The sequence below is a fragment of the Paenibacillus sp. FSL K6-2859 genome (genome assembly GCF_038008265.1).
In the GTDB taxonomy this organism is placed as follows: Bacteria; Bacillota; Bacilli; order Paenibacillales; family Paenibacillaceae; genus Paenibacillus_AQ; species Paenibacillus_AQ nitricinens.
In genome coordinates this window covers 2929189-2944743 of record NZ_JBBOYU010000001.1, presented here as the reverse complement: position 1 = coordinate 2944743, position 15555 = coordinate 2929189, and the positions used below count along the sequence as shown (strand labels likewise).

Below are 15555 nucleotides of genomic sequence, written 5' to 3'. Positions count from 1 at the left end.
GGAACATTTGGCGAGTGTTAACATCAAAATAACATTAAAAAATTTAATATTTTCACTTAAACCAGCCTTTTTCCTTAAAGCGAGTGATCGCTTCAATCCGATTCCCCACATCCAGCTTATCAAGGATAACTGAGATGTAATTTCGTACGGTACCGGTAGTAATGTACAGCTCACTGGCAATTTCTTTCGTATTTTTACCATCGGCGATCAGGCCGAGCACTTCCTTCTCCCGCTGAGTCAATGGATTCACTTCACCGCTGTAGGCTTCATCCATCAGCTCCGGTGCATACATGCGTCTGCCTGCCATAACATTCCGGATAGAGAGTGCCAGCTCTTCACTAGGACTGTCCTTCAGTAAATAAGCGTGAACCCCCGCCTTGAGCGCACGTTCGAAATATCCCGCCCGAGCAAAGGTCGTTAATATCATCGTTTTGCAGCCGCTATTCTTCAAGGCTTCAGCAGCGTCGAGACCACTCATCGCCGGCATCTCAATATCCATAATGCAGATATCCGGCTTAAGCTGCTGAACCATGGCAACAGCTTCTTCCCCATTGCTTGCTCGGCCCACAACCTTCATATCCTCTTCTAAATCGAGCAAAGAGGCCAGCGCCCCGAGTAGCATTCGTTGATCCTCAGCGATTACAATTTTTATCATTATAGGATGACCTCCGGTTCCTGATGCTTAAATGCATTGGGTACTTTAATCACAATTGTAGTCCCGCTATCTCTCACAATATCCATACAGCCATTTACAAATTCAAGACGTTCTCTCATACCTTGCAGTCCGTGACCTTTAAAATAAAGATCGTTCCCAGGTATTCCTTTCCCGTCATCTTGCACTTTTATGACTAAATCCGTTCGAGAGGGCTTAATCAGAATAGAGCAGGCTTGCGCTCCACTGTGCTTCACAACATTAGTGACTGCTTCCTTTATACACATGCTAAGTACATTTTCCGTAATCAATGAGGTATTGGTTAGCTTCGGATTTCCTTCCAATGTAAAATCAATTTCCGCAGCTGCAAGAAACTGCTGAATATGGATAAGTTCATCTTCAAGCCGAATGCCGCGCATTCGCGTAACCATTTCCCGAACCTCTTTCAGCGCACTTCTCGCCGTTTGTCGTACATCATTGATCTCTGCTTTTGCTTGGATAGGATTAGAGTCGATTAGCTTTCCTGCCAAATCACTCTTCAGACCAATTAATGAAAGCTTCTGACCTAATGTATCATGGAGGTCTCGCGAAATTCGTTGTCGTTCTTCAAGTTTAACGAGTTCGGATATCCGCTTGTTCGCATCCTCCAATTGATCTTGCAACTTGCCTTGATTATTTCGGTTATAGGTACTAATTGGAAGTAGAATCACTGCAATCATACTTACAAGCACAAACGGTAGCTGACTAATAAACACTGAATTACGTGATAGCAGCTCATAATTAATCGTAATGATCGTAGTTAACAGATGAATAGAGTACAGTGTGAAGAAACCCACTCGATTCTGTATGTTCCCAATAAAAAAGGCTAGGAAAAGTGCAAAATACATATATCCGAACAAAAGCGTCATCGTTATAGACACTATAATTTGAACACTCGTCCAGAAATAAACCAACCAGCCCTTAGATACAAAAGAAAGTACATAACAAACAAAAAATACTGCGATCATCAAGATTCCCCAAACTACTTGATAGGTTGAGGAGGAGCGAAATATAAAATAAAACGGTAGAATGTAAAAAACGACCCACACATAAGGGCTGAGACCTGTGCTTTTATGAAAAATATGATGCCACTTTTGCATGACCGCTCTCCTTTTCACCATACATTACTCTCCTTATTCTAGCATAAATTCAGTGGAAATCTGTTGTTTCACTACCCCAAACAGAAAAAGATTAGAGCCACGAATGATTTCTCCGGCTCTAACCTTTCTTTATACTGCTATTTTGTTCGAACCTATAATATTTATTCTCCTTGGAGTCTAGTCTTATGAACTTGTAGGACTTCTGCTGCTGCAGCTGCTACCTTAGGTTTGTTTAGTCTCGACTTCATCTGTTTAAAACTTATGAAGCACTTATTCTCTTCATCCCAAAGACGGAAGTGCAAAGCCTTCAAGCTAGAACTAAGTGTTATAGTCGTCGCTTTTTGCAAGGGTGGCGTGGCATTATGTGCTTTTTCTAAATTATAGTTGGGTACCTTCGGACTTAAATGATGGACATGGTGGAACCCGATGTTCCCTGTAATCCATTGCAATAGCTTAGGTAGCTTGTAATATGAACTTCCCTCTACTGCAGCCATAACATAACTCCACTCCGATTCATTCTCGAAGTAAGAATCCTCGAACTGATGCTGAACATAGAACAACCATATTCCGAGAAAACCAGATACAAAAGCGATAGGCAATTGCACCATGATAAAGGCCTGCCAGCCGATCGCCCAAATAAGCAAACCATAGAGAGCTGCAATAGATACATTTGTTAAATAGGTATTCATCCGTTCTTTACGTCTTGCACCTTTGGCATTAAAGCGATACTGGATCATAAACACAGCGATAGGTCCTATCCCGAACATCACGATCGGATTACGGTAAATACGGTAGTAAAGACGTTTCCAGAAAGAAGCTGCTTCATATTCGTCAACAGTCATAATCCATATATCGCCAATCCCTCTTTTATCGAGGTTACTAGAGCTGGCATGGTGAATAGAATGGCTATGCTTCCACTGTCGATAAGGAACAAGCGTTAATACACCTGTGATCGTTCCGATAATGTCATTTGCTTTACGGTTCTTAAAGAATGAACCATGCGTACAATCATGAAAAATAATAAAAGTTCGAATTACAAATCCTGCTGCAGGAATGGCCAACAATAGGGTGAGCCAGTAGGAAACGGATAAAGAGAAATACGCTCCGCCCCATAACAGCACAAGTGGCCCTAAAGTATTAATGAGCTGTCTTATGCTCGCGTTGCGGTCGTTTTTTTCGTAAGGGGCTACACTTTTTTTAAGACTGGAGAGCTGTGATGTCTGTTTTGTAGTCATCTTTATCGTTTCCTCCTTGATGTGTCTGGCTAAGGATCTTTTTATCTATTCTAAGTATAGGAGATAAAGTGTCATCCTATAAGTCACAAACATCAAGTAAAGGGTATGATAAATGTCATACTTATGCCCTATTTTTATCCCTTTTGCTAATCAATCCATGTACTTCTTCGCTAATTGACCTGCCTCGCATGCTCTTCTCGGTATTCCGTAGGTGTCTGACCACTAGCTTTCTTGAAGACCTGGGTAAAATACCGTGAATCCTGATAACCCACAAGCGGAGCGATCTGATACACCTTCACATTACTACTTTGCAATATATACTTCGCCTTCTCCATTCGACAGTGAGTCACATACTCCAAGAAGGTATAGCCTGTTATTTGTTTAAATAAAGTACAAAAATGACTGACACTAAGATCGGCAAGTTCCGATACTTCTTCAATACTTAAGTCTTTATGATAATTACCCTCGATATAACGTTTTGTCTTCTCGATGGAACTGCGTGTGTCCTCCCGATTTACAGGTTTACTCCCTTGATTCAATCGCACCCCAAATTCTTCCTTCAAAGCAGATATCATTTCAGTCAAGGTAACCAAATGGTGCAGCTTGCTTAGCAATCCATGTAGAGACCAGTCCGAATTTAGATTCAAATGTTCAAAATGTCTGTATAACACAACAACCATCTCCACAAGAAGACGTTCTGCTATTTCTTTAGGAATAGCTTGAGCTTCAATATATAATGCCAACTCATCAAACAAGGATGACATTTGGTTTCTATTCAAGGTACGAATACTCTCTATCAGCGAGGTCTCCAGCTCTTTTGGATATTTCACTTCTGTATTGCCTGCGAAGGCTGTTTCCTCATCTATGAACACCCCGGCAAGTCCAGAATAGAAACGTTGATACAAAGCTTTTGCAGCCAAAGGATACACTGTGCTTAATTGATCAATGCCTTGTGTACAGCGGCTAATCCCTACTGAGCAGCTTAGCTTGGAATATCTTTTGATCCCTGTAATCAATAGTTCACCGAGTTCTCTTCTGCTCGCGCTTAGAGATCCAGGGAAGAGCAATACCCACTCTCCGTTATGAAAAGGGAAGACTGTAAGTACTCCATGCTCCAGGGACCACTCTTCAACAATATTACGGATCGCAAACAGCCATAGTCGTTTTTCTTCCACACTCCACTGCCCGGTCAACGCAGAATAATCATCCAATTGGACAACAGCCATGAAATAGCCATCTTCAAGTTCGCTATTTTCCAGCCATTTCAGATGCTCTAGCGGTCTTGCATTTCCCAGAGTGATTTCAGCAAACATCCGTTCACGAGCGAGCATTGACAGCATCTGCACGGAATGCAGCATCTGGTCGTTCTCTCTTTGGTCATCCAGTCTTGTTTTCGCTCGGTATAGCATTTCAACCAGTTCGTCATGATCGATAGGTTTTAGCAAATAATCAAAGGCTCCTTGACGCAAAGCTTCTCTCGCATATTCAAACTCCCCGTATCCGCTTATAAAAATAAATACCAGCTTAGCATTCTTTGGCAATACTTCCTTCATCAAAGTGATTCCGTCAATCACAGGCATACGGATATCGCTGATTATAATATGCGGTGTAGTTTCTTCTATTAAGCGGAGGGCTTGTTCTCCATTTCGAGCCTCTCCCACAATTTCCATCTGGAGATCATCCCATGGAATAGCTACCTTTAGACTACGAAGAATAATCGGCTCATCATCTACGAGCAGTACTTTATATTTCTCTTCTATCTCATCCATTCCAGCACCTCCATGCTTATTGAACACTTGAGTTTTGGATCAGATTCCAGTATTCCATCGATGATGCCTGCACTAGCTTTAAAGCATGATCTGCAGACATTTCTTCGTTAATCATTTTTTCGATGACACTTAGGAACATTTTCTTAACTTCAGGTGATAATACGTTATCGTAAGGCACAAAGCTCTTGCGGTTCACTTCCATCATTTCCATCACTTGCGCGAATACCGGACCGGTCTTCTCCGGATCAAAAGCAATACGAATGGATGGAATTCTCAGTCCTTCATATACAATTCGGGTCTGAACTTCCTGCGTGTAAAAAGCCTTCATAAGATCCAAAGCGGCTTCCCGTTTAGCTCCATTTAGTTCGGAGGAAAGACCAATGCCGATGGTATAACCTCCTGCAATCGAAGGCTCCTCTCCTTGCTTCAAAGCAGGAAATGGAATAACGCCTACCTCATTCTGAAAATCAGCTGGAGCCGCACGTCCAGAAAATAAATTGATATCCCAGTTCCCGTTTAAATACATTGCAGCCTTACCGCTTGCAAACAAACTTACTGCATTTTCAGTTGAAAGATCATTAGACTTGGAACTAAAAGCACCTTCTTTTATCCATTGATCCAAATGCTCAAAAGCCTTTAAATAGGCCTCATTCTGAAAGCTCGCTTGATCTTCACCTGTGATTAGCTTCTGGATCAGCTCGGAGCCAGCATAACGATCCATTAAATAATGTGCAAAAATCCCGGCGGGCCAACGATCCTCATTCCCGAGTGCAAAGGGAATGTATCCTCCGGCCTTGAGCCCCAGTATGACATCATCGAGTTCTTGCAGCGTTGTAGGCGCCCCTAGACCCAGCTTATTGAATATAGTCTTATTGTAATACAGTGGTTCAGCGTTTCCTTCAATGGGCAATCCATAAATATGGTTATCAAAGGTCCATAGATGCAGATCCTTGAATTGATTGGTTAGACCGTTCTCTCGGACAAAGTCAGTCAGATCAACAAGACGATTAGAACGCACATATGGCTCTATTTCGGCCCCACCAAATAATACAAACATATCTGGTGGCGTGCCAGTAACCATCTCACTTTTCAGCTTTTGTTCACGGTGTATCGTCTGGTCTAACCCTTCGAAATTAACTTTTATATTTGGATGCGCAATTTGGTATTTATCCACGATCTCTTCAAAGATAGCCAGCAGTGGCCGATCATGCTCTTTGATCCAGAAGTGACGGAAAGTCAGCGTTATTTTTTCTGGTGAATTATCTTCAATCGGTTCATGATCTCCTAAAGTAATAAATAGAACAGCGCCAGATATCAAGACTAGATATATCCACATCCAGCCCCACTTCAATAACCACTTCATGTCAATCTCCCCCTGTTTCCTCTGTATGATCGATTATGGCAGTATTTTTGGTATTCGGATTCGAATCGTTGAACCAAATCCAGGGGATGAACACACAAGTAAGCCATATGGACTGCCGAATCTGATAATCAGGCGCTCATGAACATTCTTAAGCCCTACACCACTGTCACTATATTTCTTCTGGCCGCCTCCCTCGTTATCCCATAGATTCATCATCTTGGCTAAGTCGAAGCCCGGACCGTTATCTTTTACGATAATAATCATATCCGTACCCATTTCATAGGCTGTGATTTCTATAATTCCAGGGTCCTCCATCGGCTCAATCGCATGGTACAATGCATTCTCTACAATGGGCTGAACAATCAGCTTTTGAGTCATAAACGTTCTAAGATTCTCAGGAAGATTTATAATATACGAAAATTTATCCTCGAAACGGAACTTCTGAATATCCAGATAATGGCGAACATGCTCAAACTCCATTTGCAGTGGTATCAGCTCTTGATTCTGACTAATGCTAATTCGCAGCAGCTTGCCGAGTGAAATGACCATTTTACTAATATCTTTATTGCCTTGCAGCACAGCCATTGAATTAATTGATTCAAGTGAATTATAAATAAAATGAGGATTAATCTGCGCCATTAAGGCCTGCATTTCTGCTTCCTTCTTCCGCCCCTGCTCCGTCTGCACCTGTACGATTAACTCGCTGATCTGTGAGCTCATTCGGTTAAAGCCATCAATCAGAAAATCACTTTCATCATCAGCACGATAACGTGTAGTGATAGGTGTAAAAATCCCTTGCTTCACCCGCTTCATCCCGTTGACTGCGCTATTAATGCTATAAACGAGTCTTCTAACAAAATAGCGGTCAAATAAAATCGCCGATAACAATGAAACCGTACTCAAAATAATCGCAATATTGCGGATAGAAATGGACTCCGAAGAGATTAGATTCATCGGTGTAATCGCTGCCAAATACCAGTCTTTATTATGTGAAGGGAGGAAGGTTATGAGTGATTGTTCCCCCTGATAGTTATCGATGTAATAGTTTTGTTCCTTGGCATAATCATTTTCTAAAAAAGGGAACTCGGTGCGCTGCCCTATATGTTCACCGGATTTGTTAAAAACTATATTCCCTAGCTTGTTCACTAGCAGAATATCCCCCTTCTTCAGAGTTGCTGCCTCCCAAAAAATCTGATCTAGTAAATCGGGTTTTACGTTCACGACCAAATAGCCGATATCTTCAAGTGAATAATAATCTTTGATCACTCTGGCTTGCACAAGTACCGGATGGCCGGATAATGCTGAACCATTCTCACCGGGTCCTGACCATACAGGGCGCCCCTCCGCACTTTCCATCGCATTAAACCAACTCTGCTTCTTCATGTCCTCAAAGGACATCGGTGCATTGTATTGATAGAGCAGCCGATCTTTGCCATATAAACTAAATGAAGTAATCATCGGATGATTAATCAGCAAATTGTTGAGTTCCTGCTTGCGATCATAAGTGAGCACAAAATTAGTCTGCTTAAGCGATTGTTGAATAACCGGTTGTGTGATTGCAGCATTTGTGATCGAGGAGATTTCGCTAAGTGCGAATTTGAGCTTTCGATCCGTTTCGAGCAGTGAAACCCAGTAGAAGTTGCTTGATTTTTTCTCCATAGCGTTGGAGAAATTAACATATGTGACGATCCCCATCAGGATCACTGGAATAAAGACGAGAAGAATAATAGCGAACAAGATTTTCCGGCGGAGCTTCATGGTATTCCCCTTCCCCCTGCTGTCTCTGTTCTCTAGTATTCTTCACGAAACCGCCTATTCCCTGTAAAGACCTAAAAGTAAGATCAGCTCTTGATAGCTCCTGAAGTAAGCCCCGCAATTACCCAACGACTAAATAACAAGAAGACGATCAGCAATGGCAAGGTCGCCGTAAACGTAGCTGACATGATCATTCCATAATCCAGACCGTCACGATTGGAGAATAACTGTTGGAGCGCGATTTGTATTGTAAAATGTTCTTGGTTCTTTAACACGACCAAAGGCCAAAAGAAGTCATTCCATACGGTCATAAAATTCAGTATGCCTAGTGTTGCCATAGCTGGAGTGATCACTGGAATGGCGATGTTCCAGAAGATCCGGAAATGTCCTCCGCCATCAATCCGTCCAGCTTCGATCAGTTCTGTATGTACAGCTGTAGAGATATACTGCCGCATCCAAAAGATCCCAAAAGCATTAACCATTGCCGGAACAATCAGCGCCTTAAAGGAGTCGATCCAATGGAGCTTGGCCATAATGACATAAGTAGGTAACACACCAAGCTGCTGGGGTACAAATAGAGTAGCAATTACAAAGTAGAAAAGAATATTTTTAAACGGGAATTCATATTTAGCAAAAGCATAACCAGCCAATGTACAGAAAAATACGACCGATATGGTTACCATAGACGAGACGAATAATGAGTTTCCAAGGGCTTGGAAGAAATCCGTTTTATCCAGAACCCGCTGGAAATTATCAAAAAATTGGTTTCCAACCGTAAGCAAAGGGGGGACATGGAATACTGCGCCCCTATCATTTGTGCCAACTACAAACATCCAGTAAAAAGGAAAGATGGACACGAGTGCACCAAGAATCAGAATGAGATAAAATCCTACTTTGCCGAAAATCCCAAGATCATCCGGATCTTTTTTTAATAGACGCACAGTACTCACGCTTTACCCCCTCCTGTATCTCCACCCATGCGGCTTGAAACCAGCATATTAAGGACAGAGAATATGATTGTGACCACAAATAGTAGAACTGCTGTAGCCGCCGCCGTACCAAAGAATCCATTGCGGAATGCCTCACTGTACAAATAAGTAACCATAGTGATTCCTTCCTGACGGGTAGATCCAGTTCCTGATTGCCCCAAGAATACATAAGGTTCAGTAAACAACTGCAGCGCACCAATGGTCGAGAGCAAGGTAACGAATACGATAAATGGTTTTAGTAGTGGTAATGTAATGAAGGTTAATTGTTGCCTTCTGTTCGCTCCATCAATTCGGGCTGCTTCATACAAATCTGTAGGAATACTTTGAAGTCCTGATAGAAAAATAATGGCATTATACCCTGTCCAGCGCCACATCACCATAGTTGAAATCGCGATTTTGACTCCCCACCAGCCAGAGTTGAAGGCCACATTATCAAGTCCTAAACCACTGAGCATCCAGTTGATCATCCCGTTGTTCCCAAACAGCGTACTAAACACCAGGGTAACCGCAACGATTGAAGTAATATTCGGCATGAAAAAGAGAACGCGGAACGTTTTTTTGAAACGAGTCATCCCCGAATTCAACAAAACAGCAATCAAAAGTGCCAATAGGATCTGTGGAATCGTACCAAGCAGTCCCATAATTAACGTGTTGCTAAAAGAAATCCAAAAGGTAGGGTCGCTTGTGACCAGCTCATAATTTTTCATTCCTACGAATTTCATAGGATTCAAGGCATCCCATTTAAAAAATGAAAGGTAGATCGTAAAGAAGATCGGATATAGTCCAAATATCGAGAACAGAATAAAAAAAGGAGAGATGAATGTATAAGCGGTGATGCGGCTCCTTCTTTGTTCCGTTAAAAACGGTCGTTTGCTCTCGGCATGCGGACTTGCAATAACAGGTTCAGCCATGACACACCTCCAGGTAATCTAACGTATCAAGCAAAACGTCTTCGGCGTCCTTATAAGGACGGTAATCGTTTATGCGAGAATTAAAGCATAAAGTATTGCGTGAAACTTATACTTTCTTATAATTAAATCCGAATTCACAGAGAATACTGTTCTCTATGAATCCGGACCTTCAAGGCATTGCACGCTTTCTGTTAGAAGTCTTAGCTGCGTTCAGCTAGCTTCTTCGCTTGTTTAACAGCTTCATCCCACTCTTTAGCCGGATCAGCCTTTTTCTCCAACACGTTTTTCAGTGCATTTTTGAAGAAGGTATCGGTTTGGTCATGAAGTGGACCGTAGTATACCGGTTTTACACGATTAGCTGCTTTACCAAATTCAACTGCCGTTTGTTGACCACCGAAGAATTCATCCTTGAAATCTACGAATGCAGGATCTTCGTACAGGGCAGGAATGGAAGGCATCAACCCTTTTGTCTTGAAGGATTCCAGTTGATTATCCTTGTTATCCATCCAAGCGATGAAATCATAAGCTTCTTTCGAGTGTTTACCTTCTTTAGGCAGGGTCAGGAATGAACCACCCCAGTTTCCAGCACCTTCAGGAAGCTGTGCGATTTTCCATTTCCCAGTAGTATCTGGAGCATTACTCTTAACATTTCCCGCCATCCAAGCCGGTCCCATGACGACTGCAAAAGATCCATCGTTCATTCCTTGGCCCCATTCTGGAGACCAGAGCATTAGATTGCTGATCCAACCTTCTTGGATACCTTTAACCGTAAAATCATAAGCTTTGCGAACTTGCGGGTTGGTGTCTCCGATAAAGCTGCCATCCGCTTTGCTGAAGTAGATTTCATCCGCGGATTGGTCACGCAATGCATTAAAGGTAAGATCTGTAAGATCTACAAAAGGCTTACCTGTCTTTTCCTTGAAAGCTTTGGCTACAGCAGCGAATTTGTCCCATGTATCAATGGCTCCGCCGAATCCTTCCGGGTCACTTGGCAATCCGGCTGCTTCCGCCAAATCTGTTCTGTAATAAACAACGGTCGGACCGATATCTGTTGGTAAACCCAACTGGAAGCTGCCATCTACGGAAGAGGCTTGTTTCCATTTCCAATCCAAATAGTTCGCTTGAATATCTTTGGCTCCAAGATCATTCAGGTTATAGAATTTATCCTGTGCATTGATAAAGCGCTCCATGAAACCGATTTCAAGCTGGAAAATATCTGGTGCACCCGACCCCGCCGATAAAGCTGTGGTCAAATTATTATGATGAGCCGTTTGGTCACCCGTATTTTGAACCTTGATCGTTACGTTTGGATGTTCCTTCGTATACTCCTTCGCTAGATCCTCGTAGTTCACGTTGCCGAGTGTCCAGAAAGAAAGTTCAATTTTCTCAGCAGGCTCAGTACCCTCATCTTTTGTTGGTTCACTTGTGCTTGCTGCGTTGTTACCTGTATTTTTACTTGATGCGTTGTTCTCGGCGTTGTTGCCTCCGCATGCTGCCAGTGAACCTACAAGCATGATAGCGACTAACGAAAGTGCCAAGTGTTTTACTTTATTCATTCCCCTGTACCCCTTTCAAAGGTTTCTCTTACAAGATTTAGTGTACAGGGTTTATTTTCTTTTTTTGAGGAGGTAAACTTCCGATTTATGGTGGAAATACTTACGAACTCAAGATCAGCTTAAATAAATATTTCATACAGACCTATACCTACTAATAACAATCCACCGATAAGATCAGAATGTTTGCCTAGCCAGGTTTTGGACATTCGATTCCCGATTTGCATTCCGGCAGCAACAGTGATAAATGAAAAGGCACCCACTGAGATCGCTGTGAAGGTTGCGTTCACACCGCTGATCCCTGCTCCAAAGCCTGTAGCAATACAATTGATAGCCAGCGCTACACCCAGCCACACCGATTCTTGCCATCTTAAGACATGACGATAGCCAGTATCTGTAGAAGCTGTGCTGAGGACATTGGCCTCTATATCCATGCTTACACTTGAAGTTGGTTTCTTATACACCGCTCTAATACTCCAGAGTCCCATAAACAGAATCAAGCAGCCACCAATGGCATTGCCAAGTGCCTCCGAGAAATATTCTGAAACATATTCTCCTGAGGTAATTGAAAGGAAGGTAGCCAGCATTGAAAGAACAGCAATGATCAGATTAGAGAGAGGTGTAATTTTTGTGGACCGTGCGCCAAAGGAAACGCCTATTCCTAAGTTATCCAAATTTGAAGCCAGACCAATAATAATGATGGAAAGCCAGTGCATATTTAAACCCCCTTAGTACATTCATAACTATGTTATGTCTGAAGTGGGCGCATAGAATTTTGTCCAAACAGGTTGCTCATAAAATGTTCGTCAGCTACTCTTATATTGGATTTTTCATGCTTCCGCAGGTATACTATTTTTATTTCTACCTTCATTAAATGATCAAAAGGAGTTTAATATCTATGCCGATTAACCGCCCGCTGTTTACAGACAGTGATTTCCAAGAAGCCGTTGACCGAAAATTACCTGTCCGAGTCTTTCAGGACGATCATTTGGTGAATTCAGGAGCAACCGTTGTCCGCTTCACTGATTTCGATGTCGTTATTCAGTCCAGAGTTAGTGATCTGACTTACTACTCCCGCAAGAGCTGCCAATTCTTTGAGGTTAGACCCTAAAAAAAGCCGGAACACAGTGACCCTAAGATCACTGCATTCCGGCTTTTTTCAGCAGACGTATGTAGTAGCTTTTACTTAATAATTCTGTATTTTCCATACACTTTCATTTTCTCATCCAACACTTCCTGAAAACTCTGCTTCTTCTTATTAGATCTCTCTTGCTTAGGATTGACCACGGGCTGAGGTCTAAAAAACTGATGATTGTAAGCCATAAGATGATGTACGATCACATTCATTGGATTTCAAACTCCTTCCGTGACGTTCCTGAAATTTGCAATTCTGCTAGACTGCTTATGGGTATTTACCCAGCTTCTCCAAAGTTTAAACCATTTTAACACATTCTTATTAAACAAAATGAATAATGATTCCTTTTTATAATTCTCTAAATAGATCTTTGTATATCACGTATATCTGTCCACGAAATAAGTGTAATCTGCTCATTGATAATCACTTGCTTAATTTCAATATCGTTTAGTAGAAGATATTCCAATTCTCTTTCTGTATAACATGTCGTTAAGGCTATTAACTGCTCCGTTATTTTAGCTGGATGTATCGTTAATTGGGTTATTCCAGGCTTTAAATTCTTTAATCGTTCAGTTAATCCCTTTTTCATTTCACTGTACGTAGCAGTGGGGTTAATACAATAAGGAAGAGAAACTATATCATCGATTAGTAGAATGCTCCTCTCTTTTGCTGAAGAAATTCTTTTTTTAAACCTTCTCAATTGATCCATATTAAAAAACGGTTGTTCTACTATCCTAGTAGGTAAATTGAAGGGTAGACGGTACTTTTCACATAGATCAAATGTTATTTCTAAAAAATCTCGGCCGGTAAATAATCCCATAATACTTCCCCCGTGACTATCCAGATGAGTTGGATCAATGCCATGTACAATTGCACTTTGGATCTGCGCTTCTATCTCTACTCTAACCTCATCATCAGCAGCGTTTCTTTCCAGAAGTGTGGCATCTATATGAAAATTCCCTTCCTCCGTAATTAAACTATTTAAATTCCTATTTTGGAATACGGGCCTGTACGGATGCTGCTCGCCACTTGTTAAAGTTAAATGAATACCCATATTCTTTATTCCTCTACAATTACTTATCTCCATTGCTTCATTCGAGTCTGGGCAAGGCATCATAATAGATGTGGATGTTATAGCTTTTTTTTCAAATAAATCAACAATAGCTTCATTAGTTCCTTTAGTGATTCCAAAATCGTCTGCATTAATAATTAACAAGCGCTCGTCAGCCGCAAAGCCTAATTTTTGAATCATGAACCTACCCCCTATTAATGAATGATTTATTTAAAAATAAGGACGTAAACACCGTGAAGTGTTTGCGTCCTTACTGTGTAAAGCGTTCAATCGCTCCTTAGAGCCGTGGAAGCTTAAATCTAGCGCTGTGAAGGAAATCTAGCGTTCCCAAGACCTTTATTACTATGATCAACTTGACCTCTCATCAGTTCAAGCAAATATTCGGGATCAGCGTTCATATCTAACATTTTCATTGCATGTTTAGGAGCGAACCCTTCACTTACACTATGACTGATCATGGCTAGCAGTGGATTAAAATAGCCTCTTATATTCAGCAGCCCTATCGGTTTCTGATGAATCCCGATCTGCATCCAGCATAGGATTTCAAATAACTCATCAAAGGTTCCAAGACCTCCAGGCAGGGCAATAAACGCATCAGCCATACCGCTCATAATGGCCTTACGTTCATGCATACTAGAGACCTCAATCAGATTCGTTAACCCAGAATGCCTGATTTCATCTTTAAAAAGATCCACTGGCATGATCCCAACGACTTCTCCGCCATTGGATAACACTCCGTCGGCTACCTGTCCCATAAGGCCATTTCTTGAGCCTCCATAAACCAGCCTACACCCTTGTGCAGCTATATGATAACCCAATTCTCTAGCCATTTCCGTATATTCTGAGTTAAGACCTGGATTCGATCCGGCGAACACACATATTGTAAAAGCCATACCTATCACTCCAGACTGGTTATTATGGTTCAATTGAGATTAATTCACTAATTGTACCTTAGAATATTAAAATAAGTGTTAAATGAAAGTTATCTTTTTGTTGGAACCTCACTTTTCGCTTGCGGGAGGATCATTACAGCTATAAAAGTAGAACAAACAGCTAAACTAATCATCCGTAGTTTCCTTGTTAATAAGTTCGTCTTGATTTTCCCTTCTTATGATATTATTGTAATTATTATTCATCTTACACTAAGACGCTATTAAGCTGCTCAAAGTTGTATTATTTTTAAACCCCGGGATTCAGATTGCTTTGAATTATGGTATAATTAGCTGCCTTAGATCTACCTTTTCAATCGTAATACCGGAACCAAATGATTATGGAGGGAAGTTATGCTTAAATTTATAGGTGTTTTACTGCTCTTCAGATTAGTGGGCAACCCTTTTCTGGCTATTATTATCCTGCTTCTTATCTTGTATTTCTTGGATCGGCGATATGTGGGTATCTTCCCCAGCATTACAAAGCCCTTCAAAAGAATGCGTCAAATTTCCAAGCTACGTACAACTATTTCTTTGAATCCTAATGATGTCTCATCCAAATTTGATTTAGCGCGGAGTTTGGCAGAACGTAAAAAATATAGGGAAGCGAAGGATCTCCTACTTCAAATCGAGGATCGTTATGAACAATCTGCCGAATATTGGGTAGAACTTGGACATGTGAATCTAAAGCTTGGTGCTTTGGAGGAAGGCGAGGCACAGACGCTTCGCGGTCTGGAGATCAACCGTAAGGCTCAATATGGACAGCCGTATCTTTGGTTAGCGGAAACCTTCCGCCATACGAATCATGATAAAGCATTACATTACGTTACTCAGTATCAAGAAATCCAGTCTTCTTCTTCTGAGGCGTATTATCTAGCTGGCTCGATGTATAAAGCGCTTGGCAGATCAGAGGATGCAAAACGAGCTTTCGAAGAATCCACCGCTGTTTATCGTTCACTCCCTAAATATAAAAAACGGCAGGAGCGCGGTTGGGCGTTGCGCAGCTTTTTCGCCAAGATGAAATAAACTTGACGACTCCTTAACCCAAAAACG

Annotated in this window: 15 protein-coding genes; 2 read left to right on the top strand and 13 right to left on the bottom strand. The window is 41.6% G+C overall.

Annotation, left to right across the window (positions count from 1 at the left end):
* Window positions 1-52 precede the first annotated feature (52 nt).
* From MHB64_RS12905 to MHB64_RS12860, 10 genes are all read right to left on the bottom strand, one after another.
* Window positions 53-655, bottom strand: a complete 603-nt coding sequence (locus MHB64_RS12905; protein WP_042126995.1) for a response regulator transcription factor — start codon at window positions 653-655, stop codon at window positions 53-55.
* Window positions 655-1791 carry a sensor histidine kinase gene (locus MHB64_RS12900; RefSeq protein ID WP_094868661.1) on the bottom strand — a complete coding sequence of 379 codons (1137 nt, stop codon included), beginning with the start codon at window positions 1789-1791 and terminating at the stop codon, window positions 655-657. Before MHB64_RS12900 ends, MHB64_RS12905 begins: the two co-directional genes overlap by 1 nt.
* A 161-nt stretch (window positions 1792-1952) precedes the next feature.
* Window positions 1953-3026 carry a fatty acid desaturase gene (locus tag MHB64_RS12895; protein ID WP_094868595.1) on the bottom strand — a complete coding sequence of 358 codons (1074 nt, stop codon included), beginning with the start codon at window positions 3024-3026 and terminating at the stop codon, window positions 1953-1955.
* 170 nt (window positions 3027-3196) lie between these two features.
* Window positions 3197-4795, bottom strand: coding sequence for a response regulator (locus MHB64_RS12890; RefSeq protein ID WP_094868594.1), 1599 nt, complete (start codon window positions 4793-4795; stop codon window positions 3197-3199).
* A 16-nt stretch (window positions 4796-4811) separates the two neighbouring features.
* Complete coding sequence (locus tag MHB64_RS12885; protein WP_341134556.1) at window positions 4812-6158, bottom strand: ABC transporter substrate-binding protein; 1347 nt, start codon at window positions 6156-6158, stop codon at window positions 4812-4814.
* A gap of 33 nt (window positions 6159-6191) precedes the next feature.
* Window positions 6192-7916 (bottom strand): sensor histidine kinase, encoded by a 1725-nt coding sequence (locus tag MHB64_RS12880; protein WP_094868592.1) that lies wholly within the window; start codon window positions 7914-7916, stop codon window positions 6192-6194.
* 83 nt (window positions 7917-7999) lie between these two features.
* Window positions 8000-8863: a carbohydrate ABC transporter permease gene (locus tag MHB64_RS12875; RefSeq protein WP_094868591.1), complete on the bottom strand. Its 864-nt coding sequence runs from the start codon at window positions 8861-8863 to the stop codon at window positions 8000-8002.
* Window positions 8860-9813, bottom strand: coding sequence for a carbohydrate ABC transporter permease (locus tag MHB64_RS12870; protein ID WP_094868590.1), 954 nt, complete (start codon window positions 9811-9813; stop codon window positions 8860-8862). Before MHB64_RS12870 ends, MHB64_RS12875 begins: the two co-directional genes overlap by 4 nt.
* Window positions 9814-10013: 200 nt before the next feature.
* Complete coding sequence (locus MHB64_RS12865) at window positions 10014-11369, bottom strand: ABC transporter substrate-binding protein (RefSeq protein WP_094868589.1); 1356 nt, start codon at window positions 11367-11369, stop codon at window positions 10014-10016.
* A 119-nt stretch (window positions 11370-11488) separates the two neighbouring features.
* Window positions 11489-12082: a manganese efflux pump gene (locus MHB64_RS12860; protein ID WP_094875705.1), complete on the bottom strand. Its 594-nt coding sequence runs from the start codon at window positions 12080-12082 to the stop codon at window positions 11489-11491.
* 182 nt (window positions 12083-12264) lie between these two features.
* Between MHB64_RS12860 and MHB64_RS12855 the strand changes: the two genes are divergently transcribed.
* On the top strand, window positions 12265-12477 hold the full coding sequence (locus MHB64_RS12855) for a hypothetical protein (RefSeq protein WP_042126976.1): 213 nt from the start codon (window positions 12265-12267) through the stop codon (window positions 12475-12477).
* A gap of 71 nt (window positions 12478-12548) precedes the next feature.
* Here MHB64_RS12855 and MHB64_RS12850 read toward each other — a convergent pair whose 3' ends face one another.
* From MHB64_RS12850 to MHB64_RS12840, 3 genes are all read right to left on the bottom strand, one after another.
* Entirely contained in the window at window positions 12549-12713 is a 165-nt protein-coding gene (locus tag MHB64_RS12850; protein WP_179281484.1) for a hypothetical protein, read from the bottom strand.
* Window positions 12714-12859: 146 nt separating this feature from the next.
* Window positions 12860-13753: a polysaccharide deacetylase family protein gene (locus tag MHB64_RS12845; RefSeq protein ID WP_094875704.1), complete on the bottom strand. Its 894-nt coding sequence runs from the start codon at window positions 13751-13753 to the stop codon at window positions 12860-12862.
* A 119-nt stretch (window positions 13754-13872) separates the two neighbouring features.
* On the bottom strand, window positions 13873-14466 hold the full coding sequence (locus MHB64_RS12840) for an LOG family protein (protein WP_094868585.1): 594 nt from the start codon (window positions 14464-14466) through the stop codon (window positions 13873-13875).
* Between the two features lie 390 nt (window positions 14467-14856).
* On the opposite strand from MHB64_RS12840, the gene MHB64_RS12835 reads away from it, so the two are divergent.
* On the top strand, window positions 14857-15528 hold the full coding sequence (locus MHB64_RS12835) for a tetratricopeptide repeat protein (protein WP_094868584.1): 672 nt from the start codon (window positions 14857-14859) through the stop codon (window positions 15526-15528).
* Window positions 15529-15555 lie beyond the last annotated feature (27 nt).

What these genes read in the sequence shown, in the direction of transcription:
- MHB64_RS12905 (WP_042126995.1), bottom strand. Translation starts at nt 655, where the DNA reads ATGATAAAAATTGTAATCGCTGAGGATCAACGAATGCTACTCGGGGCG.
- MHB64_RS12900 (WP_094868661.1), bottom strand. Translation starts at nt 1,791, where the DNA reads ATGCAAAAGTGGCATCATATTTTTCATAAAAGCACAGGTCTCAGCCCT.
- MHB64_RS12895 (WP_094868595.1), bottom strand. Translation starts at nt 3,026, where the DNA reads ATGACTACAAAACAGACATCACAGCTCTCCAGTCTTAAAAAAAGTGTA.
- MHB64_RS12890 (WP_094868594.1), bottom strand. Translation starts at nt 4,795, where the DNA reads ATGGATGAGATAGAAGAGAAATATAAAGTACTGCTCGTAGATGATGAG.
- MHB64_RS12885 (WP_341134556.1), bottom strand. Translation starts at nt 6,158, where the DNA reads ATGAAGTGGTTATTGAAGTGGGGCTGGATGTGGATATATCTAGTCTTG.
- MHB64_RS12880 (WP_094868592.1), bottom strand. Translation starts at nt 7,916, where the DNA reads ATGAAGCTCCGCCGGAAAATCTTGTTCGCTATTATTCTTCTCGTCTTT.
- MHB64_RS12870 (WP_094868590.1), bottom strand. Translation starts at nt 9,813, where the DNA reads ATGGCTGAACCTGTTATTGCAAGTCCGCATGCCGAGAGCAAACGACCG.
- MHB64_RS12865 (WP_094868589.1), bottom strand. Translation starts at nt 11,369, where the DNA reads ATGAATAAAGTAAAACACTTGGCACTTTCGTTAGTCGCTATCATGCTT.
- MHB64_RS12860 (WP_094875705.1), bottom strand. Translation starts at nt 12,082, where the DNA reads ATGCACTGGCTTTCCATCATTATTATTGGTCTGGCTTCAAATTTGGAT.
- MHB64_RS12855 (WP_042126976.1), top strand. Translation starts at nt 12,265, where the DNA reads ATGCCGATTAACCGCCCGCTGTTTACAGACAGTGATTTCCAAGAAGCC.
- MHB64_RS12850 (WP_179281484.1), bottom strand. Translation starts at nt 12,713, where the DNA reads ATGAATGTGATCGTACATCATCTTATGGCTTACAATCATCAGTTTTTT.
- MHB64_RS12845 (WP_094875704.1), bottom strand. Translation starts at nt 13,753, where the DNA reads ATGATTCAAAAATTAGGCTTTGCGGCTGACGAGCGCTTGTTAATTATT.
- MHB64_RS12840 (WP_094868585.1), bottom strand. Translation starts at nt 14,466, where the DNA reads ATGGCTTTTACAATATGTGTGTTCGCCGGATCGAATCCAGGTCTTAAC.
- MHB64_RS12835 (WP_094868584.1), top strand. Translation starts at nt 14,857, where the DNA reads ATGCTTAAATTTATAGGTGTTTTACTGCTCTTCAGATTAGTGGGCAAC.